Source organism: Fibrobacter sp. UWT2 (assembly GCF_900142545.1).
GTDB lineage: Bacteria > Fibrobacterota > Fibrobacteria > Fibrobacterales > Fibrobacteraceae > Fibrobacter.
This window is the reverse complement of the sequence record NZ_FRBF01000001.1, coordinates 44,416-66,526: the sequence shown is the minus strand read 5'-3', so window position 1 is coordinate 66,526 and position 22,111 is coordinate 44,416. Positions and strand designations below refer to the sequence as shown.

18 protein-coding genes are annotated in these 22,111 nt (G+C 53.5%); 6 read left to right on the top strand and 12 right to left on the bottom strand.

Going from position 1 to position 22,111, the window contains the following annotated elements:
• Positions 1–1,041, top strand: a complete 1,041-nt coding sequence (mqnE, locus tag BUA40_RS00235; protein WP_072797122.1) for an aminofutalosine synthase MqnE — start codon at positions 1–3, stop codon at positions 1,039–1,041.
• Positions 1,042–1,051: 10 nt separating this feature from the next.
• Here mqnE and BUA40_RS00230 read toward each other — a convergent pair whose 3' ends face one another.
• Positions 1,052–1,297, bottom strand: a complete 246-nt coding sequence (locus BUA40_RS00230; RefSeq protein WP_143149637.1) for a hypothetical protein — start codon at positions 1,295–1,297, stop codon at positions 1,052–1,054.
• 6 nt (positions 1,298–1,303) lie between these two features.
• Entirely contained in the window at positions 1,304–2,998 is a 1,695-nt protein-coding gene (ettA, locus tag BUA40_RS00225; RefSeq protein ID WP_072797119.1) for an energy-dependent translational throttle protein EttA, read from the bottom strand.
• 126 nt (positions 2,999–3,124) lie between these two features.
• On the opposite strand from ettA, the gene BUA40_RS00220 reads away from it, so the two are divergent.
• Positions 3,125–4,162 carry a BamA/TamA family outer membrane protein gene (locus BUA40_RS00220; RefSeq protein WP_072797117.1) on the top strand — a complete coding sequence of 346 codons (1,038 nt, stop codon included), beginning with the start codon at positions 3,125–3,127 and terminating at the stop codon, positions 4,160–4,162.
• A gap of 111 nt (positions 4,163–4,273) precedes the next feature.
• Here the strand turns inward: BUA40_RS00220 and htpG are convergent, their stop codons facing one another.
• Positions 4,274–6,160, bottom strand: a complete 1,887-nt coding sequence (gene htpG, locus BUA40_RS00215) for a molecular chaperone HtpG (protein WP_072797115.1) — start codon at positions 6,158–6,160, stop codon at positions 4,274–4,276.
• 172 nt (positions 6,161–6,332) lie between these two features.
• Positions 6,333–7,175 carry an undecaprenyl-diphosphate phosphatase gene (locus tag BUA40_RS00210; RefSeq protein WP_072797113.1) on the bottom strand — a complete coding sequence of 281 codons (843 nt, stop codon included), beginning with the start codon at positions 7,173–7,175 and terminating at the stop codon, positions 6,333–6,335.
• Positions 7,176–7,313: 138 nt separating this feature from the next.
• Here BUA40_RS00210 and BUA40_RS00205 point away from each other — a divergent pair, with 138 nt between their 5' ends.
• Positions 7,314–8,024 (top strand): polysaccharide deacetylase family protein, encoded by a 711-nt coding sequence (locus tag BUA40_RS00205; RefSeq protein ID WP_072797110.1) that lies wholly within the window; start codon positions 7,314–7,316, stop codon positions 8,022–8,024.
• A gap of 70 nt (positions 8,025–8,094) precedes the next feature.
• The gene (locus BUA40_RS00200) at positions 8,095–8,979 is read left to right on the top strand and encodes a phosphoribosylaminoimidazolesuccinocarboxamide synthase (protein ID WP_072797108.1); all 885 of its coding nucleotides are present in this window, start codon (positions 8,095–8,097) and stop codon (positions 8,977–8,979) included.
• 3 nt (positions 8,980–8,982) lie between these two features.
• On the opposite strand, the gene BUA40_RS00195 is transcribed toward BUA40_RS00200, so the two are convergent.
• From BUA40_RS00195 to rapA, 5 genes are read right to left on the bottom strand one after another with little or no spacing between them, the layout of a single operon-like run.
• A complete protein-coding gene (locus BUA40_RS00195) occupies positions 8,983–9,486 on the bottom strand; it encodes an HD domain-containing protein (RefSeq protein WP_072797106.1) in 504 nt (167 codons plus the stop codon).
• Complete coding sequence (gene mutS / locus BUA40_RS00190) at positions 9,483–12,095, bottom strand: DNA mismatch repair protein MutS (RefSeq protein WP_072797104.1); 2,613 nt, start codon at positions 12,093–12,095, stop codon at positions 9,483–9,485. Before mutS ends, BUA40_RS00195 begins: the two co-directional genes overlap by 4 nt.
• Positions 12,095–12,802: an SMC-Scp complex subunit ScpB gene (scpB, locus tag BUA40_RS00185; RefSeq protein WP_072797100.1), complete on the bottom strand. Its 708-nt coding sequence runs from the start codon at positions 12,800–12,802 to the stop codon at positions 12,095–12,097. Before scpB ends, mutS begins: the two co-directional genes overlap by 1 nt.
• A gap of 26 nt (positions 12,803–12,828) precedes the next feature.
• Complete coding sequence (proB, locus tag BUA40_RS00180; RefSeq protein ID WP_072797097.1) at positions 12,829–13,968, bottom strand: glutamate 5-kinase; 1,140 nt, start codon at positions 13,966–13,968, stop codon at positions 12,829–12,831.
• 3 nt (positions 13,969–13,971) lie between these two features.
• Complete coding sequence (gene rapA / locus BUA40_RS00175) at positions 13,972–16,956, bottom strand: RNA polymerase-associated protein RapA (RefSeq protein ID WP_072797093.1); 2,985 nt, start codon at positions 16,954–16,956, stop codon at positions 13,972–13,974.
• A 40-nt stretch (positions 16,957–16,996) separates the two neighbouring features.
• On the opposite strand from rapA, the gene BUA40_RS00170 reads away from it, so the two are divergent.
• The gene (locus BUA40_RS00170; protein ID WP_072797091.1) at positions 16,997–17,758 is read left to right on the top strand and encodes an RDD family protein; all 762 of its coding nucleotides are present in this window, start codon (positions 16,997–16,999) and stop codon (positions 17,756–17,758) included.
• 58 nt (positions 17,759–17,816) lie between these two features.
• Positions 17,817–19,094: a UDP-N-acetylglucosamine 1-carboxyvinyltransferase gene (murA, locus tag BUA40_RS00165; RefSeq protein WP_072797089.1), complete on the top strand. Its 1,278-nt coding sequence runs from the start codon at positions 17,817–17,819 to the stop codon at positions 19,092–19,094.
• Between the two features lie 96 nt (positions 19,095–19,190).
• On the opposite strand, the gene BUA40_RS00160 is transcribed toward murA, so the two are convergent.
• The 3 genes from BUA40_RS00160 to BUA40_RS00150 form a co-directional block, all read right to left on the bottom strand.
• A complete protein-coding gene (locus tag BUA40_RS00160; protein ID WP_072797087.1) occupies positions 19,191–20,138 on the bottom strand; it encodes a tetratricopeptide repeat protein in 948 nt (315 codons plus the stop codon).
• Positions 20,139–20,216: 78 nt separating this feature from the next.
• On the bottom strand, positions 20,217–20,804 hold the full coding sequence (locus BUA40_RS00155; protein WP_072797085.1) for an OmpA family protein: 588 nt from the start codon (positions 20,802–20,804) through the stop codon (positions 20,217–20,219).
• Positions 20,801–22,090, bottom strand: coding sequence for a translocation protein TolB (locus BUA40_RS00150; RefSeq protein WP_255369130.1), 1,290 nt, complete (start codon positions 22,088–22,090; stop codon positions 20,801–20,803). The genes BUA40_RS00155 and BUA40_RS00150 overlap by 4 nt, the downstream gene beginning before the upstream one ends.
• Positions 22,091–22,111: the final 21 nt, after the last annotated feature.

The window sequence follows — 22,111 nt, the reverse complement described above, 5'->3', positions numbered from 1 at the left end:
ATGGCGCGCCTGACCGAAGCCGAAGCTCTAGACTTATTTTTAAACGCCCCGCTCGACGAACTCTGTGCCCGCGCGAATGCCGAAAAGGAACGCAGGCACGGCAAGTCCGTGTATTGGGTGAACAACCGCCAGATCAACTACACCAACGTGTGCGTGTTGCACTGCAAGTTCTGCGCGTTTTCTAAGATTAAAAAGGATAGCCCCACCGCTTACGACTGGGACTACAACACCATTCGCAACAAGGCTGCCGAAGCGATTGCTGGCGGAGCCCGCGAATTGCACATTGTTGGCGGCCTGCATCCGGACCACCCGTTCGATTACTACATCGAGATGCTGCGCAAGCTGCGCGTGGAATTCCCGAAGGTGAATCTGAAAGCATTTACCGCTGTGGAAATTTGCCACTTCGCCAAGATTTCGGGACAGACTCCGCTGCAAATCATGAGCACGCTGAAAGAAGCTGGCCTTGATGCTCTGCCCGGTGGCGGTGCAGAAATCCTGGTGCAGGATGTTCGCGACCAGATTTGCCCGGGCAAGGAAACCGGCGAAGAATGGCTTGACGTTCACCGCGCGGCCCACAAGATTGGAATCCCGACGAATGCGACCATGCTGTTTGGGCACATCGAAAAGATTGAAGACCGCATCGCCCACATGAAAATGCTGCGCGACTTGCAGGACGAAGCACCTGGCTTTTTCGCCTTCATTCCGCTCGTGTACCATCCGGAACACAATGCGTTGCACAAGATTGTTCCGAATATCACCAGCGAAGAAGACATCCTGCGTACGGTCGCTGTCGCAAGACTTTTCCTCGACAACTTCCCGCACATTAAGGCGTACTGGATTCAGATGGGTATCGAGACCGCGATGAAGGCGCTCCACGCCGGCGCGTCGGATTTGGATGGTACGATTATCGAAGAAAAGATTACGCACGCCGCCGGCGCCACGGTTCCCGTGGGCATGAGCCCCGAACGCATGAAGTCCTTGATTACAAACGAAGGCTTGGAACCGGTCGAGAGAGATGCGTTGTATGAACGATTCTCTTAACGATTAAAAATTAGTCGCAATCGCCGTGGTACGACGCTCTGGCGTTGCATTGGCTTTTGACAAATTCTTGCGACAAGCCAATCCACTGGTCTTCTTTAAGACAAGCGTTGTACTTTTTCTGGTCTACACAATTATCCATTTCACGGGCTTCGTCGCCCCACCATTCTTCGGCGCAAGAATCATCACTTGCACAAGTGCATGACTGCAGCATCAAAGCTGCAGCCATCAGCGCAAATGCAAGCAACATTTTGCTCATACGCAATTACTGACGCGTGAGAGTCTTGTACTTAATCGGCTTCGGATTGTCCGCATCTTCGCCAAGACGTTTGCGGCGATCGGCTTCGTATTCGCTCCAGTTGCCTTCGAACCACACCACCTTGGAATCGCCTTCGTAAGCGAGGATGTGGGTTGCGATACGGTCGAGGAACCAGCGGTCATGCGAGATAATCACGGCGCAACCAGCGAACTTAAGAATAGCCTGTTCCAAAGCCTGCAGTGTTTCAATGTCAAGGTCGTTGGTCGGTTCGTCGAGGAAGAGCACGTTGCCCGGCTTCTGCAGATTCTTCGCCATGAGCACGCGGTTGCGTTCACCGCCCGAAAGAGCCGTCAGTTTTTTCTGCTGGGCAGCACCGGTGAAGTTGAAGAGTCCGCAGTAGGCACGACCATTCATCTTGCGGTCACCCACCATGATTTCGTCGTTACCGCCGGTGATTTCTTCCCACACGGTCTTGGAATCGTCGAGGCTTTCGCGGCCCTGTTCCATACTGATGATTTCAACGGTTTCGCCAATCTTGAGCGTACCTGCATCGGGCTTTTCCTGGCCCATGATCATCTTGAACAAAGTCGTCTTACCCGCACCGTTCGGACCGATAATACCCACGATACCCGAACGCGGCAAGCTGAAATTCAAATCATCGAAGAGCACCTTGTCGCCAAAGGCCTTCTGCAAGTGTTCGGCCTGAATCACGATATCGCCAAGGCGCTTGCCGTTTGCGATGTGAATCTGGGCAACCTTGATCTGTTCGCGAGAATCTTCGGCGAGCAAGTCTTCGTAAGCCTTCAAACGAGCCTTGCTCTTGGCCTGGCGAGCCTTCGGAGAAGCCTTCACCCATTCCTGTTCGCGAGCGAGGCGCTTCTGACGGTCAGATTCGCCCTTTTCTTCGTTCTTCATGCGTTCAAGTTTCTGATCAAGCCACTGGGCGTAATTGCCTTCCCAAGGAATGCCGCGACCACGGTCGATTTCCAGAATCCAATTCGTTACGTTGTCAAGGAAGTAACGGTCATGGGTCACCAGAATCACGGAGCCCTTGTATTCGCGGAGGTGGCGTTCGAGCCAGGCAACCGTTTCGGCATCCAAGTGGTTCGTCGGTTCGTCGAGGAGCAACAAATCCGGTTCTTCAAGGAGCAAGCGGCAAAGAGCCACGCGGCGCTTTTCACCGCCGGAGAGGTTCGTTACCGGCCAATCGCCCGGCGGGCAGCGGAGAGCATCCATTGCAATTTCGATATTGCGGTCAAGGCTCCACAAATCCTGAGCGTCAATGATGTCCTGAAGCTTCGCCTGTTCGTCGAGGAGCTTGTTCATCTCGTCGTCTTCCATGGGCTCTGCAAACTTCATGGAAATTTCGTTAAAGCGGTCGAGAATAGCCTGCTTCTTGGCCACGGCCTGCATCACGTTTTCCTTGACGGTCAGGTTCGGGTCCAGCTGCGGTTCCTGCGGCAAGTAGCCTGCAGTGCGGCCCGGTTCAATCCATGCCTCGCCTTGGAATTCCTTGTCGATGCCAGCCATGATGCGCAGGAGCGTCGACTTACCGGCACCATTCTGGCCGATAATACCAATCTTTGCGCCATAGTAGAAGCTCAAAGAAATGTCCTTCAGCACCTCTTTGTTAGGCGGATAGGACTTGGTCATCTTGTACATGTAGAAAACGAATTTTTCTGCTTTGTTTTGTTCGGCCATATTTGCTCGCTTCGCTTCGAGGTGTGAGCGCGGACCAAAGGTCCTTTGAGGTGAGAGGTTATAAATTGTTGGGATAAATGATTCTTTCTATAAATATAACAAAAAATGTTTTCTATACTTGCATCCATGAAGTTGTTCTACACCATTATCGTGTGCCTCGCGCTCTCCGTCTTTGCCCAAGACAACTTCCAGCGATTCTCAGTGCTACCCTTTGGCGCCTACACCGAAGAAACCAAGATCCAGTACGGCGCGGTATTCGTTTTGTTCTTCAAGCCGTTCCAAGGCGGCGAAAACATTTCTTCGATGGACTTTATCGCACGCGGTACCACGCGCGGGCAGTTCCAATTCCAGTACGCCCCGAACCTGTGGCTATTCGGTGACCACTTGCACATTCCCGCAAAACTCAACTTGAACAAGTGGCATTACTCGCTATTCGAGCGCGGCGCCCGCGGAGATTTTGACCGCATAGACGAATACAAGAGTTCCTTTGTCTACGGCAAGATTCCCTTCGAAATGAACTTCGGCATTTCGAACAACATTCCTCTGCGCTACGGCGTTGTATTAGAAGGTGAAGCCCGCGACAACGAACTCGGAAGCGACATCCCCAAAAATTACCAAGACGGATTTTATTTGGGCGGCGGCTACCTTTTGGTTCTCGATAAAAAAGACAACGACAACTGGCCCACCAAAGGCTACTACGCAAGCTTCGAAGAAATCTTTTTCGGCGGCGACTTTAGCTACCACACCGAAACGCTTGACGCAAGATTCTACGCTCCACTGTTCTGGGAAACCTCTATCGCACTCGGGCTTTACGCAAAGCAGAGCCGCGGCGACAATGTTCCGCTCGGCTGCCTCGCCGGCCCCGACGGCACCAAGCGATTCCGCGGCGTAGAATCGGGCATCTGGAGCGACACGCAAGCCTTAATCTGGCAAATGGAATTCCGCCGTCCGCTCTTCTGGCGATTCGCCGGCGTTATCTTTGGCGAAGCCTTGCAATCGGCGCCCTACTTCAGCGAACTCTTTAGGCGCCAAGTACATTACGCCGTAGGCTTCGGCGGACGCCTCGCCTTGAACAAAAGCGAAAAGCTGCACGCCCGCGGCGACCTTTCGCTTGTCGACGGCAAGCACATCGGCATTACGATTGATTTAAGAGAATCGTTCTAACAATAAGTTTGAAACAAAAAAGGCCGCGATTGAATCGCGGTCTTTTTCGCAAGTGTATAGATTCTTCGACTCCGGCGTTACACGCCTCCGCTCAGAATGACACTGAAACGGCTATTTGACGGAAGCAGTCAGCAACTTTGTAATCGCAGCGACATATTCTGCCGGGTTCGGGAGCGGAGAGCCTTCGGCAAGCAGAGCCTGACCGTAGAGGGCCTTCGGCCAATCGCCCAGGTCTTCCTTGGCTTCTGCCTTCTTCTTGAGCATTTCGCAAATCGGGTGCGTCGGATTGATTTCGAGGATGCGCTTGGACTTCGGCAAGTTCTTCTGACCCATGGCCTTCATCATGCGTTCCATCTGGGCGCTCATGGCGTCTTCGCTGGTCACGAGGCAGCAGGGGCTGTCTTTGAGGCGGCTGGACACGCGGACTTCCTTGATGTCTTCGTCCAAGACCTTCTGCAGGTTTTCGCAGAGTCCCTTGAAGATGCCCTTGTTAGCTTCTTCGGCCTTCTTTTCGTCTTCGGTCTTTTCGAAGTCCACATCGCCGCGGGCGATGTCGTGGAACTTCTTGTCGCCGAATTCTTGGAGGCTAGACATCATGAATTCGTCGATGCCGTCGCTCATGAGCAACACTTCGTAACCCTTGGCCTTGAAGGCTTCGAGCATCGGGTTAGACTTCACGGCGTTCTTGTCGCCGATGAGGTAGTAGATTTCCTTCTGGCCTTCGGGCATGCGCTTCACGTATTCGTCAAGGCCCACGAGAGCGTCGCCTTCAGTCTTGGTGCTTTCGAAACGGAGCAACTTCTTGAGTTCGTCAAGATGTTCCCAGTTCATGTAGAAGCCTTCCTTAAGGACCATGCCGAGTTCGCGCCACCAGGCGTTGTACTTCGCGGCATCCTTGTCGGCCATGCTCTGCAAGGTATCGAGCACCTTCTTGATCACGTGCTTACGGATGCTGGCGATAATCTTGTTGTTCTGCAAGATTTCACGGGACACGTTCAGCGGCAAGTCTTCGCTATCTACCACGCCGCGCACAAAGCGAAGCCAAGGCGGGAGCAAATCCTTGCAGTCGTCCATGATAAAGACTTTCTTCACGTAGAGCTTCAGACCGTGCAAGGCGTCGTTGTGCCAGATGTTGAACGGGGCCTTGGACGGAATATAGACGAGGCTCCAGAATTCCTGGGAACCTTCGGCGTGGCTGTGGCTCCAGGCGGCCGGTTCGTCGGCTTCGTGGCTGATGACGTTGTAGAAGTCCTTGTACTGTTCTTCAGTGACTTCCTTTTCGCTCTGGCGCCACAAGGCCTGCTTTTCGTTCAAACGTTCTTCGGGCTTTTCTTCGATTTCGCCCTTGTCGTTCTTGGTGGCTTCCGGGTGGAAGTAGATGCCGTAGCTCACGAAGCCGCTGTACTTCTGCACGATGTCCTTGATCTTCCATTCGCTCGCGAAATCTTCGGCGTCTTCGTCGTCCTTCAGGTACAACGTAATCTTGGTACCCACCTTGTCGCGCGGGGCTTCAGAAATCTCGAATTCGCCTGTGCCTTCGGAGGACCACATATAGCCCTGAGTTTCGCCGGCCTTAAGGGTCAACACTTCGACCTTCTTTGCGACCATGAACACGGAGTAGAAACCCACACCGAACTGGCCAATCAAATCGACGCTGCCCTTGTCGCCTTCCTTCAAATTCTTGATGAAGTTCTTGGTACCGCTACGGGCGATGGTGCCCAGGCAGTTGATCAAGTCTTCCTTGTTCATGCCGATACCGTTGTCCTCGACAACGATGCGCTTGCCTTCCTTGTTCACCGAGATATCGATGCGGAGCTGCGTGCCCTGCGGCAAAAGGTCTGCTTTGGAGAGGGAAAGGAAACGACGCTTGTCGAGTGCGTCCGCCGCGTTGGAAACGAGTTCGCGGAGGAAGATTTCCTTGTTGCTATAAAGGGAGTTGATCATCAAGTTCAGCATGTCGCGAACTTCGGTCTGGAATTCCATCTTCTCTGTTGCCATTATTTATCTCCATTTATCGTTAAAATTTGAAGCGAATTAGCAAAATCATGTTTCATTTTGAAACAAAATCTACTTTCCGCTTTGTTTTCGCGATAAATAATGCAAGAACTATGCCAACACCAAAAACAAAAAAAGGCGACCGTTTCGACCGCCTTAATTCAATTTCAAGAACTTAGATAAAGATCAGTCCGAGGATACCCACGGCCCATACGTACCAGGCGAAGTGCTGGAACTTGCCCTTCTGCAAGAAGGTCATGAGCCACTTGAGGGCGATGATGCCGAAGATAAACGACACGACCATGCCCACCAAAAGTTCGGGGGTAAAGCCACCGGCGTCGGCACACTTCATGGCCTTTTCCGGGTCGAGGAGCGCCTTTTCGGGAGTCATGCTCTGGCACTTGATCCACTTGATGCAATCGAGGAGAGCGGCACCGCCCACGGCAGGGATACTCATAAGGAAGCTGAATTCGCCGGCGTACTTGCGGTTCACGCCCATGAACATCATGGCGCTGATGGTAGAACCGCTACGGCTGATGCCCGGAATGCAGGCGATGCCCTGCACGGTACCGGTCACAAGAGCGCGCCACCAGTTCATTTTGACGCCTTCATTATCCGGATGCTTGGCTCCGGTAGCGCCCCACTGCGAGGTAAACAGCAACAAGCCCGTAAAGAGTTCGGCGACGCACACGGCACGCGGATTCTCGAACAGGCCTTCGAGAGCGTCCTTGAAACCGAGGCCAATCAAAGCCGTCGGAATGCTAGCCAAGATAATGTAGCCCGCTTCGCGGAGCTGGTCGGGATTTCTGCGGAGGCAACCCACGATGATGTCGGTAATCTTCTTGTGGAACACCACGAAGATGGACAGCAAGGTGCCGGCATGGAGCATGATATCGAAGAACATGCCCGCTTCGTTCATGCCTAAAAGTTCGTGTCCAAGCACAAGGTGGCCGGAGCTAGAGATGGGGAGGAATTCGGCGAGGCCCTGCAACAGGCCCAAAATAATAGATTCTAACATAGTAGGGTAAATGTAGTTTTTAGTAGGAAGTAGGAAGTAGGAAGTAGGAAGTATTTTGCAATTTTGAGACACATTTTAGCTGTTTTCTGTCTACTGTCTACCGTCTACTGTCTACTTCTTTTTTCTATAATTTTTTTCATGCGCAAATTCCTCCTCTGCTTTCACGATTTCAGCGTCTGGAACTACCAGAAAGTCGCCCCGATTCTTGAAGAACTCAAGGACCTAGCAGGGGGACCTTTCAGCGTGCTTGTTATCCCGGATACCGAAAAGGCCCCGTCCGACATGGTCAAAGGCTTTCGCGAAACACTCCAGAAGCTAAAAGCAGACGGATTCGAACTTGCCCTCCACGGCTACAAGCACCAGGCCGAATTCAGCCAGGGCCGCAGCTACGCCGGCCTTATCGGAATGAACCTGACCGGTGGCGAAGCCGAATTTGCAGGCCTCAGCGAATTTGAATCGAGCAGGCTTTTGCACCTGGGGCTAGACGCCTGGAAAGCTTTGATTGGAGACTCCGAAAAGCCCACCGCATTTGTTCCGCCAACTTGGTACAGCAACAAGTTCCTGCCGAGCCAGGTACACGCCGAAAAAATGCTCTACGAAGAACGATTCGCCCTGGTGACCGCCAAAGGCAAGCGCTACGCCTCCCCTGTCGCAAGTTTCGCAGGCATTCCCGACTTCTTGATCAAGGCCGCCTTCAAGTTCGGCGCATTCGCTCTGAAGATTCCCGTCGGGCTCCCCCGCATCGCTCTCCACCCGGTGGATTTCCCTGCCCGGACCGAAAAAATTCACGATTTAATCCGCATTGCCTTGAACAGCGGACGCAAGCTTTCGCAGTATAAAGATCTTTAAAGCTATGCCACCTACAGCAGAAACTTATAATCTTGCCTTAACTGTTTAATTTTCCTAAATTTGGGTCACTATGAGCTTAAAATTTGATACCCCCATTACCGAAGTTCCGCTGTTCCACCAGGGCAAAGTACGCGACATGTACGACCTGGGCGACAGCTTCCTGATGGTCGCCAGCGACCGTCTTTCCGCTTTTGACGTGGTGCTCCCCACCCCGATTCCTGGTAAGGGCAAAATCCTCAACCAGCTTTCGCTGTTCTGGTTCAAGCACCTCGGCATGAAGAACCACCTCATCACCGCCGACGTGAACGAATACCCGGCCGTGCTCAAGAAGCACGCCGACTACCTCCGCGGCCGTTCCATGATCGTGAAGAAGGCCAACCGCCATTCCGTGGAATGCATCGTGCGTGGTTACATCGTGGGTTCTGGCTGGAAGGACTACCAGAAGACCGGTAAAATCTGCGGTCACGTTCTCCCCGAAGGCCTGCAGCTCTGCCAGAAGCTCGAAAAGCCGCTCTACACGCCGAGCACCAAGCCCGACGTTGGTCACGACGAAAACATCAGCTTCGAACAGACTTTCGATATCGTTGGCGAAAAGGTTGCAACGACTCTCCGTGACATGTCCCTCGACATCTACACGAAGGCTCGCGACTACGCTGCCTCCAAGGGCATCATCCTCGCCGACACCAAGTTCGAATTCGGTGAAATCGATGGCGAAACCATCTTGATCGACGAAGTGCTGACTCCGGACTCCAGCCGTTACTGGCCGGCAGACAAGTACCAGGTGGGCAAGAACCAGGAAAGCTTCGACAAGCAGTACGTTCGTGACTGGCTCGAAACTCTCGACTGGGGCAAGACCTATCCGGGTCCGGAAATTCCGCCTGAAGTCGTGAAGAACACGCTCGCCAAGTACGAAGAAATCTTCGTGCGCCTCACCGGCAAGCAGCCTGAATTGTAATTTCTATAGCGCGATGGTTTTAAGCCATTCACGCATTTCATAGACATCAACATTCGCCCGCAAAGACTTGTGGGCGATTCTTGCACCCGGAGCTGTCGCCATCTTTTTCGGATTAAGCGACATTCCCACACGGCCGAGATCTAGGCGGTCGGCGTCGTAGCAGGTGTTGATGGTCGGATCATCAGTCTGATGTTCCTTGGTGTGGTAAAAGCAGGCGTGATACAGTTTGTCGAACTGTTCCTGCGTAATATCGAGAAGCCCTTTTTCGAAGCATTCTTTAGCGAAGGCGGCACTGCGTTCACCATGTTCGCCATCGTAGCCGTCATCTTCGCGCTTGCAGTCGTGAAAGAGAGCGAACAGTCGCACGACAGTCACGTCGGCACCTGTAATGGGCGCGAGAAGCAAGCCGTTGAATTCCACCTGCCGCCAATGAGCAAGTCCATGAATCGTCGAATCTACGATTCGATTACTATAGACAAACTCTTGTAAGGCGGCAAAGTCGATCATTTCCCGTAATGCTCCTTTAGGTCCATCAGGCATTGGAGCGCCTGGATCGGAGTCATTTCTTCGGGTTTCAAGCGGCGGATTTCTTCTTTAAGGAGCTGCGTGGATTCGTCGGGAGGTGCGAACAAGTCGACCTGCGGCTTTTCCATGAGTTTCTTGTGAGTAGCACCATCGCTCGGGTCAATCTTCTGCTTTTCGAGGCGCAAGAGAATCTTGCGGGCACGGCGAAGCACATTGTTCGGGAGGCCCGCCATTTCAGCCACGTGAATACCGTAGCTGGAGTCGCAGGCTCCTTCGAGAATTTTGTGCAAGAAGATGAGCTTGTCGCCCTTTTCCTGAACGCCCACCTGGAAGTTTCCGGCGTGTTCAAGGCTTTCTACAAGGCCCGTGAGTTCGTGGTAGTGCGTTGCAAACAGCGTGATGGCGGCGCGGGCCGGTTCATCATGCAGAGTTTCCACAATCGCCCACGCAATCGAGAGGCCGTCAAAGGTACTGGTCCCACGACCGATTTCGTCAAGAAGCACCAAGCTGTGCGAAGTCGCATTGCGCAAGATGTTCGCGGTCTCGATCATTTCGACCATGAACGTCGAAAGACCACGGCTCAGGCGGTCGCTTGCACCCACGCGTGTAAAGATGCGGTCCACCACGCCGATGCGGGCACTTTCCGCCGGCACGAAGCAGCCGATTTGCGCCATGAGCACAATGAGTCCCGTCTGGCGCAGGTAAGTTGATTTACCGGCCATGTTCGGGCCCGTAATGAGCATGAGGCGCGTGGCTTCGGGCGAAAGATTCACATCGTTCGGGATAAAGTCCAAGTCAGAATTGACTGCGACAATCACCGGATGGAAACCGCCCTTGATTTCGATGCCCGAGCCTTCAAAGACTTCGGGGCAAACGTAATTGTACTTGCGTGCGGCACGGGCAAAGCTGTAGAGCGTATCTACATGGGCAATCGCATTCGCGATTTCCTGAAGTTCGGCACGCCAGCTGTTCACGCGTTCGCGAAGTTCGCAGAAAATCTTGTATTCCAGCGCGTGAATGTTGACTTCGGCATTACTGATGATGGATTCGCATTCCTTCATCTCGGGCGTAATGTAGCGTTCGCCATTTACCGTCGTCTGCTTGCGGATATATTCATCGGGAATCGGGCTCGTGGCTTTGGCCATCTGCGCCTTGGTAATTTCGATGTAGTAACCGAAAACGCGGTTGTAGCCAACTTTCAAGCTCGGGATTCCGAGGCGTTCACGTTCACGGACTTCGAGCGAGGCAATCCATTCGCGGCGTTCCTTGATGTCTTCGTTCATGGCATCAAGTTCCGCGTTTGCACCCGCGCGAATCATGCCGCCCTCGCGAACGGTCAGCGGCAAGTCATCGTTAAATTGCGAAAGGAGCTCTTCGCCACGGCCACGGGCGGCAATGAGGGCCGCTCGCATCGGTTCAAAAATCGGCGAATTCAATCCTTCAAGCACGTCAGCTACCTTAGAAGCCTGCGAAAGCGATCGGCCCATGCCCGCCAAATCGCGGGCATTCGCGCGGCCAGAGCCTACACGGCCCATCAGGCGTTCCATATCGAGAATCGAAGTCAGCGATTCCTTCAGTTCGTCGAGAGCGACCGGGTTGTTGACGAGTTCCTCGACAGCTTCTTCGCGTTCCTTGATGCGTTCCACCGAAATCAGCGGGTGGCTCACCCACTCCTTCAGATTGCGCCCGCCCATCGCGGTCACCGTAAAGTCGAGCACGTAGCAAAGCGTGCTGCTGATGTCGTCGGCATTCAACGGACGCACCAGTTCCAGGTTACGCAGCGTGCTCGGGTCAAGCGTCATGTAGTCGTCGAGATTCAGAATCTCGAGCGTCGTAAAGTGCGAAAGTTCGGACTTCTTCTGGTCCATCAGGTACTGGAGAAGCGCTCCCGTCACCTGCGTTTCAACCACTCGCCCATCCAAGCCAAGACCATCCAAAGCCTCAACCTTAAAGTGCGTAAACAGCACATCCTTCGCGGAATCTTCACCGAACAGGAATGCAGGAAGTTCTGTCACCAGAATGTTTTCGGAGCGGATCAAGTCCATCACTCCGCTTGGAATCGAAGTTCCTTCGGGCACCACGACTTCCTTGGGCATACGGCGGCAGAATTCACATTCGAAAGCCTGCACCGAGCTCTTGCACGCGGCCAAGTAACCGGTCGTCACGTCGGCAATCGCAAACGAGACCGAATCCTTTTCGGGAATGAACGCGCAAAGGTAATTCGCCTCTTTCGCATTCAGGTTCGACTCGTCCATCGCGGTGCCGGCACTGATGATTTCCACAATGTCGCGCTTGACGATACCCTTTGCAAGTTTCGGGTCTTCCACCTGTTCGCAAATGGCGATGCGGTAGCCCGCCGCCACCATCTTGGGCACGTAACGGTCTGCGGCATGGTGCGGGAACCCGCACAGGGGCGTTGCTCCCGAGGCGCCGTTATTGCGGCTCGTGAGCGTGAGTCCTAAAATCTTCGAGGCAATTACGGCATCGTCTTCGAATAGTTCGAAGAAGTCGCCCATTCTAAAAAACAAGATGCAGCCGGGATTCTGTTTCTTGATCTCGTAATACTGCTGCATTAACGGGGTTACAGCCATTAGGCATCTCCCATCGACAATTCAACCTGGTCCGGATTTTCTTCGGGCTGCACCGGTTCTTCGGGGCTCACCGATTCGGGTTTCGCATACTGCGGCACCAAGGCGCCCGCTTCCAGAAGTTCACTGAATTCGCGGAGTCGCGGCAAGTCTTCGGGAATGCGATTGATGCCGAAATACTTCATGAATTCCTGCGTGGTCACGTAGGTATAGGGGTTACCCACCGTATCGGCACGGGAACCGAGTGCAATAAAGCCCTTGTCGAGCAGGTTACGGATCGGGCCATCCACCGACGACACGCCACGCACCTGTTCAATCGCCGCCTTGGTAATCGGCTGCTGGTAAGCAATCACCGCCAAGGTTTCAAGCGCAGCCTGGCTCAAACGGCGAGCATTTGCTTCGGGGAACAGCTTGCGCACCCAAGGGTAATACTTGGCGCGGGTCCTAAAGCGGTAACCGCCCGCCTGTTCCACAATTTCGAACGGGGAATTAATCTTGTTCAGCGAATCGTTCGCCGCAATCAAAGCATCGGACACCAAGCGCGCATCCAAAAAATCGCCCAGAATTTCACGCAGTTTCTTAAGCGTCACAATGTCAGGAGACGCAAACACGAGCGCCTGGATAATGCGGGCCAAATCCTCTTGGCTCTCGACTTTCGGGAGTTCCGCCGATTCTTCGGCCAAATCGTCCAAATTCTGATTTTCTTCCATACGCTTACCAAGATACAAATTTTAGACTAGAACACGACCAAGTCGTTCTTGTGAATCAGTTCGTCGGGAACGTTCTTGCCCAAGAGTTCATGAACCTGGGCGGTCTTCTTGCGGAGAACAAGCTTTAACGTTTCGCTGTCGAACTTTGCGACACCGCGTGCCACGGCTTCGCCGTCTTGACTCAAGACTTCAATCAGGTCGCCCTTGTCAAAGTGTTTCTTGACGGCGCACACGCCCACGGGGAGCAGGCTGGAATGCTTTTCGCGCAGAGCCTTCACGCCGCCTTCGTCGACCACCACGGCACCGCGCGGAGTCGTTACGAAGCTGAGCCAGCGCTGACGGCTATTGAGCTTTTTCTTGGAGCCCACAAAGAGCGTGCCTTCGGCATTTTCAAAAATCACCTGGTGCGGCAACACCTTCATGCCGCTCGCGAGGAATGCGTTGCAACCACTCTTGGTCACGTTGCGAATCGCTTCGAGCTTACTACGCATTCCGCCGGTACTCACGGCGGAGCCCGTTTCACCGGGCTTACCCGCGAGCGCAAGCACTGCAGGCGTAATTTCAGGCACAAAGCGGAGGAGTCGCGCATTCGGATTCTTCTTCGGATTGTCATCGAAAAGTCCGTCTTCGTCCGTGAAAATCAAAAGCAAGTCGGCATCAAGGAAGAGTGCCACGTCGCTCGAAAGCTTGTCGTTATCGCCCACCTTGATTTCGGCAACGGCAAGCGAGTCATTTTCGTTGATAATCGGAACAATCTTACGGGCAAGCATCGCCTTGATGGTGTTCTGCAAATTCTTGTAGCGGTTGCGGTCGCGAAAGTCTTCGGCAGACAAAAGAATCTGGCCCACGGAAAGCTGCATCCAGCGGAACATTTCGCGGTAGGCGTACATGAGGTCAATCTGGCCCACGGCAGCACAAGCCTGCTTTTCGGCAAGCACCGTCGGCTTTTCCTTGTAACCGAGCTGGCTCATGCCTGTTCCCACGGCACCGCTAGTCACAATCACAACTTCCTTACCGGCTTCCATCAGGCGAGCCACGGAATCGGCAAGCTTCTGGATGTAGCGAGTACGAACACCGCCCTTTTCGGAGTCGACCAAAATACGCGAGCCGATCTTTACGACAATGCGACGGGATTCATCGAGAATATTCTTTCTTAATTCACTCATAGATTACCTACACACCAAAAGCCTGATAGCATCGAGGCGGAGTTGCGGGTTCGAAATTACTTTTTTCCATTCCTGGGCATTCTTGCGGAGCTGTTGCAGCTGGGTATTGTTACCCGCCTTGCCACGCATGCTAAGCAAATGGTTCATACGCTGGTATTCCTGCTCGGCGCGGGCTTCGACTGCGGCAGCGGCCACTTCGGCAATTTCTTTTGCCTTGGCAGACACAATGCGGCGAGCGATGGCGAGGCCTTCTTTACCGAAATACTTGAGCGTCATGTTCACAGCGGCATTGCCCTGCGGAACAGGCACATCCTTGAAGCTTGCGGCCTTCAGTTCCGGAACCTTTTCGGTCAAGTCTTCGCCAGTCGGGTTCACGAGCACGCTAATGTAGCGCGGGCCCGCAAGGTCAGACACGCCCCATTCTTCGGCCACCGAGAAGTCCACCGCGAAATTGTACTGCATCACTAGGCCGCGCATTCCGGAATTCTGCCAGATGTTACAAGCCACGGCGCCGTTATCAAGCGAAGTTTCAAAGTCTATCACGCCCTGAGAAAGCGGGTGTTCCAAGCTCACAAAGTCCACTTCGTCGTGCACCATGGCCACGTTGCGGTCAAAGGTCACGGTCAAGCTAGAGGTATCGCAGAAGCGAGCATCTTCGTCACCACCGCCCGAGCTTTCTTCGAAGTTTCCGACAGCCTGCGTCACGCGGCCACCGCCACCGGCGCCCGCCATGCCAACGCTTTCGGGCATGCCAGGAATCGAGCCCGATTCCACCTGTGTGCCTTGGCTGATAATGTAGCAGCCCTTGATCTTGCTCTTTTCGATTTCAAGACCACGGTCCATCAACGACGAGAACACGAGCGTTTCCAAATCCTTGTCGGCGTCAATCTTCAAGATAGCGTCGGTGATTTCTTTTGCCTTCGCCGGGTTGCGGGAGTTGAATTCCAGCAAGCGGTCGCGGCCCTTTTCAATATTCTTGCGCATGGTGTCGCAGTCTTTCTTGACCTTCGGAATCACCGTGTCTACAAAGTTCTGGAGCAATGCCTGCGGTTCAGCCAAAGCGGCAATCAATTCGTCGGTGTACTTGAGGAACAGTTCGCCACCGCTCATCATCGGAGTACCGAAGGCGTTCAAGCCGTTGTGGTACCAGCGGAACATGACTTCCTGACCAGAGCCCATCACATACGGCACGTGAATAATGATGTTTTCGGTCTGACCGATACGGTCCAAGCGGCCAATACGCTGTTCCACCAAGGCGGCATCGAGCGGCAGGTCGAACAGAATCAAATGATGAGCAAACTGGAAGTTGCGGCCTTCGGAACCGATTTCAGAGGCAATCAACAAGTTCGCACCGTTTTCTCTGCTGAAGTTTGCGGCGGCCTTGTCGCGGGCCATAATCGTCATGTTCTCATGGAACATCGAGAACGCGCCCTCGCCCATGTATTCATTCAAGAGCGTTTCAAGCGCCTGCACCACCTGAATCGATTCGCAAATCAGGAGCACCTTGTCGTTAGCATGTTCCTTCAAGAATCCCTTGAGCCACACGTAGCGTTCGTCGAGTGCCCAGGCGTCGGAATAGCTCGTGCAAAGCAAGCCGTTTTCCTGAATGTCGGTGGACATGTCCAAATCGTTTTCGGCAGCCACGTTCACCATGTCGCGGTAATTCTTGTTCGGTTCGAGCGGAATTTCATCGAGCACGCGCTTCGGGAATCCGCCCACGCCCTTTCGGGTATTGCGGAACACCACCGAGCCTGTACCCACGGCATCTACAATGCGGCGGATCCATTCGTCGGCAGGCATACTCTTTGCGCTTTCCTGTTCAAGCCACGGGCGGATAATCGACTTCTTCGGTACGCATTCGTTCAAGTCGTCCCAGCTCATGGTCTGGCCGGGGTCCGTCGGCAACTTCGAAAGTTCGTTCACCAGCTTGCGGTAAGCGTCCTGGTCCTTGATAAAGCTGTTGTAGTCCGCAAAGCGCACGGGGTCGAGCATCTTGAGGCGGTTGAACTGCGATTCCGGATGGAACTGCAGCGGCGTACCCGTCAAAAGGAGCACACCCTTCGAGCGCTGAATCACGGCGTTAGCGAGCAAGTACTCGTGGCTCGTGAATCCGTCTTCGCAAACTAGGTGGTGCGCTTCGTCGATAATCACCATGTCCCAAGTCGTCTTGAGCAAGTCTTCAATCAATGCAGGCTGCTTGATCAAGAAGTCAATCGAGCAGATAATATCGTTTGCAATCGTGAACGGATTCGGGCGGTCATCGTCATCGTTCACGAACAGGCCCTTGATGTAACCTTCGTCCACCAGCGTGAACAAGTGGTTAAAGCGGCGCTTCATTTCCACAAGCCACTGGTGCTTCAGCGTTTCGGGCACAATAATCAGAGTACGGGTCAGGCGACCGCGGGCCTTGAGTGCATGCCAAATCATGCCAGCTTCAATCGTCTTACCGAGACCCACTTCGTCGGACAGCATCAAGCGCGGGAGCGTCGAACTGTCGCAAGCGCGCTGGCACAAATAATACTGGTGCGGAATCATCGAGGTACGCGGGCCAATCATGCCACGCACCGGCGAAGAAATCCACTTGCAAGAAAGTTCCATGGCCGATTCACGGCGACCGAACTGCACGCTATTCGACACGCGGTTTTCCATGAGGGCCTTGAACAAGTCCGCAGGACGCGCAATCGAAATCTTGCCGCTCAGTTCAGATTCCTTCATCTGTCTGCCGGCGCGGCCCGTATACACTAACAAGCCGTCCACCTCTTTCACCGATTCCACGGTAAAAGACATACCCTTTTCGCTCTTGGCGGTATCACCCACCGAAAGTTCAAAGCGGTCCACAGGGGCACCCATGGAACGGTAGCAACGGACATCACTTACAGCGGGGAAAGAAATCTTAACAATACGGTCTTGCACCTCGGTGACTATACCAAGCCCGAGAGTAGGTTCCGATTGACTTACATAGCGTTGGCCAATCTTGAAATTCATCATACCTCCAAAATGTAGCTTTTTTTCTAAATTATGGCTCATCATGATTTGGTACTACATAGATGAAACCGTAACAGACGGTGAACGACGCAAAGGTCCCTTTAATATCGACGAAATCAGGGACTTTGTAAAAGACGGCGTCATCAAAGACGAAACTTTAGTGTGGCATTCGGGCATGGAAGCCTGGGTCGCCTGGAAAGATACCGAAGAATCCAAGGAAGTCCCGCTTTCCGAAGAAGAACAGATCAAGGCTGCCCTCGAAGCAATCATCGCCGAACACAACAAGGGCAAGCATTACGCCGGATTCTTTGTCCGTGCCATAGCCTACTTTATCGACAACGTTATTTTGTCTGCAACAGGCGTCTTGATTCTGATGATCATGAGCGCCGTTCAGGCAATAGACTTGAACGTCCTTGGCGATGCCATGAACGCCTACATTAGCGATCCCACCTCCGAAGAGGCCTTGAACAATGTGATTGACGTTCCCGGCACACACCTGTTCCTGATTATCTGGGGCATCGTGCAAGCCATTTACTTTATCGCGTTTACCGCCATCAAGTCGGCGACGCCCGGCAAAATGCTCGTGAAGATTCATGTCGAAGTCGCCCACGGTGAACCCATGAGCTGGGTAAGTGCCGCGCTCCGCTTTATCGCAAGCCTGATTACGCAATGCACGCTCATGTTCTACGGCCTTGGCTACCTGATTGTCTTTATCGACCCCAAGCGCCGCGCCCTCCACGACCACATCGCCCGCACACGAGTTGTGCACGATATGATTAGACGAGAGACGAAAGAAAAAGAATAATTAAAACCCGGTACTTTTACTATCTTATAAATGCAAAAAATTTAAGTCTAATTTTACTATGTACCAGTTTATTGTACCTCAGGTTAAAAAGCCGCTCGACGGCGAAGTTGAAATTTCCGGCGCCAAGAACGCAGTCCTTGCCGTAATGGCAGCAGCCCTCTTGGCCGACGGCGTCTCCGAAATCACGAACGTTCCGCACCTCAAAGACATGAAGACTATGTCCGATGTGCTGCGCGTGATCGGTTGCCACATCGGTGGCGAAGCCCACACCTTAAGAATCGACACCCGTGGTGCCGACCATCTGGAAGCCCCTTACGAACTCGTGAAGACCATGCGCGCAAGCTTCTATGTGCTCGGTCCTCTGGTAGCTCGCTTTGGCCGCTGCCGCGTGTCTCTCCCGGGCGGTTGCGCATGGGGTCCGCGCCCTGTGGACTTGCACCTGAAAGGCCTCGAAGCCTTGGGCGCCAAGATTACCGTGACTCACGGCTACGTAGAAGCCACTTGCGACGGACGCCTCCCCGGCGGTACATTCCATTTTCCGATTTCGAGCGTGGGCGCCACGGTGAACGTGCTCATGGCCGCAACGCTTGCCAAGGGCACGAGCGTGTTGCAGAATGCTGCCCTCGAACCTGAAATCGATAACCTCGTCGATTACCTCATCGGCATGGGCGCCAAGATTCAAGGACGCGGCACGCGCACCCTTACGGTGCAGGGCGTAGAAGCTCTACGCCCGGGTAATGGCGTCACCATTCCCGACCGTATCGAAGCAGGCACCTACCTTTGTGGTGCCGCCATTACGCGTGGCCGCGTCAAGGTCACCAAGATTATTCCCGAACACATCGCATCGACGCTCGATGCCTTCCGCGACATGAACTGCAAGGTATCTGTCGGCCCCGACTGGGCCGAAGTCGATGCCCGCAATGTGGAACTCAAGCCGATTACGATTCAGACGCTCCCGTTCCCGGGCTACCCCACCGACATGCAGGCGCCCCTCATGGCAACGCTCCTCTCGGTTCCGGGCAACAGCGTGATTCAAGACACCGTCTATAACGACCGCTTTAAGCATGTGGCCGAAATGGAACGCTTGGGTGCAAACATTACGCTCAGCGGCAACACCGCCACCATCAAGGGCGGGCTCCCGCTCGAAGGTGCCGACGTCATGGGCTCCGACCTGCGTGCAAGCGCAGCCCTCGTGCTCGCCGCGTTAATCGCCGAAGGCGAAACCAAGATCAGCCGCATTTACCACCTCGACCGCGGTTACGAAGACTTCGAAGCTAAAATGGCAAAGCTCGGCGCCGAAGTCAAGCGAGTCATCATTGACGCGGACGAACCATAGAAGAAGTAGACGGTAGACAGTAGGAAGTAGACAGTTATAAAGAAAACTCCGGCGAAGCAATCGTCGGAGTTTTCTTTTTAAAGATTTTTCGAACTATTACAGTGCGGCTTCCGTAGATTCAGCGGTTGCGCTGGCAGTCGGTTCCGCGGGTTTCTCTTCCGCAGGCTTTACGCGAGAAGTCGGGGCAACCGGTTCACGCACCACAGGCACGCAACGTTCTACAGGTTCACCTGCAGACTTCTTGTCTTCTTTTTCCAAGATTTCCTGCAACATTTCGGCAGCCTGTTCAAATTCGGCAGACTTTTCGCAAGACTTGGTCGAAAGAATCTTCTGCAGGTACTGCTTCTGCATGTTGATGTCGCATTCTTCGCCATAAAGGCCAGAAAGCTTGAACAATGCGGGGCAGGTCTTCTGGCCGTCGGGGAAGGCTTCCGACATGCGGGCAAAGACCTTTTTCGCCTTGTCAATCTGGTTGACATCAATCAAGCAAAGAGCCATCCAGTAAAGCGAATTCTCGGCGAGTTCGCCTTCTTTCATCTGTTCATAAACCTGTTTGAAGCCGCTGTAGGCCAGCTTGAATTCACCGCGATGGTAATCGGAGCGGGCCGTATTGAACATCGCTTCGGCTTCCACGAGCTTTTCAGCTTCGCGTTCCAGGCTATCCATGGAGACCGGTGCAGCAGGCGCACCGCTCACGACCACCTTCTTCGCCAAGATCTTGTCGGACTTGCCGAGCAACATATCCAAGCGGTAGATGATTTCTTCTTGCCTAGAATCGTTACGTTCGGATTCGTCGGCCACGCGACGCGAAAGCATAGTGATTTCGGCTTGCATGCGCTTTTGCGCAAGCGCAGCCGCATCCAGCTCGGCACGCAGAGAATCGTTTTGAGCCTGAAGCTGAGCCGACACAGAATCAAGGTTTGCCTGAACTTCGGCGCCGACAGCCTTCATTTCCTGTGTACGGAGCACCGTCATCTGGCTGCAACCCGTCAGGGCTGCGACCATAAGCAAGGGAAATACGATGTTCAATTTTTTGTTTTTCATATAACAAGTTCTTTTTTGTTATCCGCAAAATTCCTTGCCTGCAGTATCAGGCAAGACGATGACGAAATTTAAAGAATCTTATTCCTTGATGTTCACGCGGAAGTTGGCGCGACGGTTCTGGGAGTAGGCTTCTTCGGTTGCACCTTCAACCTTCGGAGCTTCCTTACCGTAGCTGACCGATTCCATGCGCTTGGCGTCAATGCCGTAAGCAACGAGGAATTCCTTCACCTTCATGGCACGCTTTGCACCGAGAGTGAAGTTGTAATCTTCAGTACCGCGAGCATCGGTGTGACCTTCGATCGTGATCGTGAAGCGTTCTTCCTTAATCAGGAGTTCACCCACCTGAGCCAAGAGTTCCTTAGCCTTTTCGGTGAGTTCAGAACGGTCAAAGTCAAAGTACACGTCTTCGCTCATGATCTGGTTGATCAAGGCTTCGAGACGAGCGCGTTCGGCTTCGAGGCGGGCACGTTCGGCAGCCAGGCGTTCAGCTTCGAGGCGAGCCTGTTCAGCAGCCAGGGAATCTGCATTGGGTTCAGCAGCCGGAGCGACAGCGGCAGGAGCCGGTTCTGCTTCCGGTTCGGTCTGGGGCTGCTGCTTCTTGGCGCAAGCGACAAGGCAGAGGGCTGCGGCAGATGCCACTACAGCGAGTTTAACGAAGTTCTTCATTTTTTACCTTCCTTTTTTGGTTGTTTAAAATCGTCATAGAAGAACGACCACGTCGGCGAAGTGTTTTCACCAGAGTTGGTGATTCGCGTAACGTTGGAACCGTCCTTTCTCATAATGTAAATCTGGTACGAACCGCTACGGTTGCTCGCAAAGGCAATCAGTTTGCCATCGGGCGACCAAGTCGGGTGTTCGTTGTTACCGGCGTTGCTCGTGAGCTGCACGATGTCAGAGCCATCAAGTGCGCAGGTGTAAATGTTCATGTGGCCAGCATCCATCGAGGTGTAGGCAATGCGATCTCCTTCAGGAGACCAGGCAGCGCGTTCATTGTAGCGGCCCATAAAGGTCACGCGGCGCAAATCGGAACCATCCTTGCCCATCGCAAAAATCTGCGGGCCACCGCCACGGTCACTCGTAAAGAGCACTTCAGAAGCATACGGGCTCCAAGCCGGGCTCGTCTGGTTAGACTTCAGGTAAGCAAACTTCTTAGCCTTGCCCGTAGAAGGATCACCGATATACAAATCCGTCTTGCCGTCCACCGTGCTCGAGAACAGGAGTTCTCCGGTCTTCGGGTTCACAGCAGGGCTATAAGTCTGTTCCAACTGCGGGAACACCGACTTTTCCACGCCACCAAAAGTCTTGGAATAGAGCTTCGGACGGTGCGTCTTGAAATTCACATAATAAAGACCTGCATTACCCTTCATCCACACAGGCATCATGCTAATAGTCGTATCACGGGTAATCTGGCTGCGATGGAAACCATCATAGTCAGACACCACCACCTGCTTGACGCCATCCATCTTGGACACATAAGCAAGCTTGGTAGAAGCGACACCGCGTTCACCCCACAGGCGGTAAATCACCTGGTCAAAGAACTGATGCAAGGCACGGCGCATATCCTTCTGTTCCACCGTGTAAGCTTCACCGAGCAACACATCCTTGGTCTGCGATGCATACAAGAAACATTCCACCTTCAGCATCTTGCCGACAGGCGTTACCTTGCCCGTAATATAGTGCTTGGCATGGGCCTTACTGAATTTCGGCAAGTCAAACTTGTCCGAGGAAATCACGTCAAAGCGACCCGAAAGGTTGGCATCGCGAGTCACAATCAAATGCGGCTTTTCTTCGATCCAGTCAATGGACTTCTTTTCTGCAAAGGGAACAACGCCAATGGGCATCGTCTTGAAGACAGAAATACCCACGTCTACGGCAATCGTATCGATGGTCGCATGCGATGTCACCGGCAGCAAGGCCAGCGCAAAGGCCGCAACGCTTACAAGAAATCTCATTTTTTCCATTCTAATCCACTC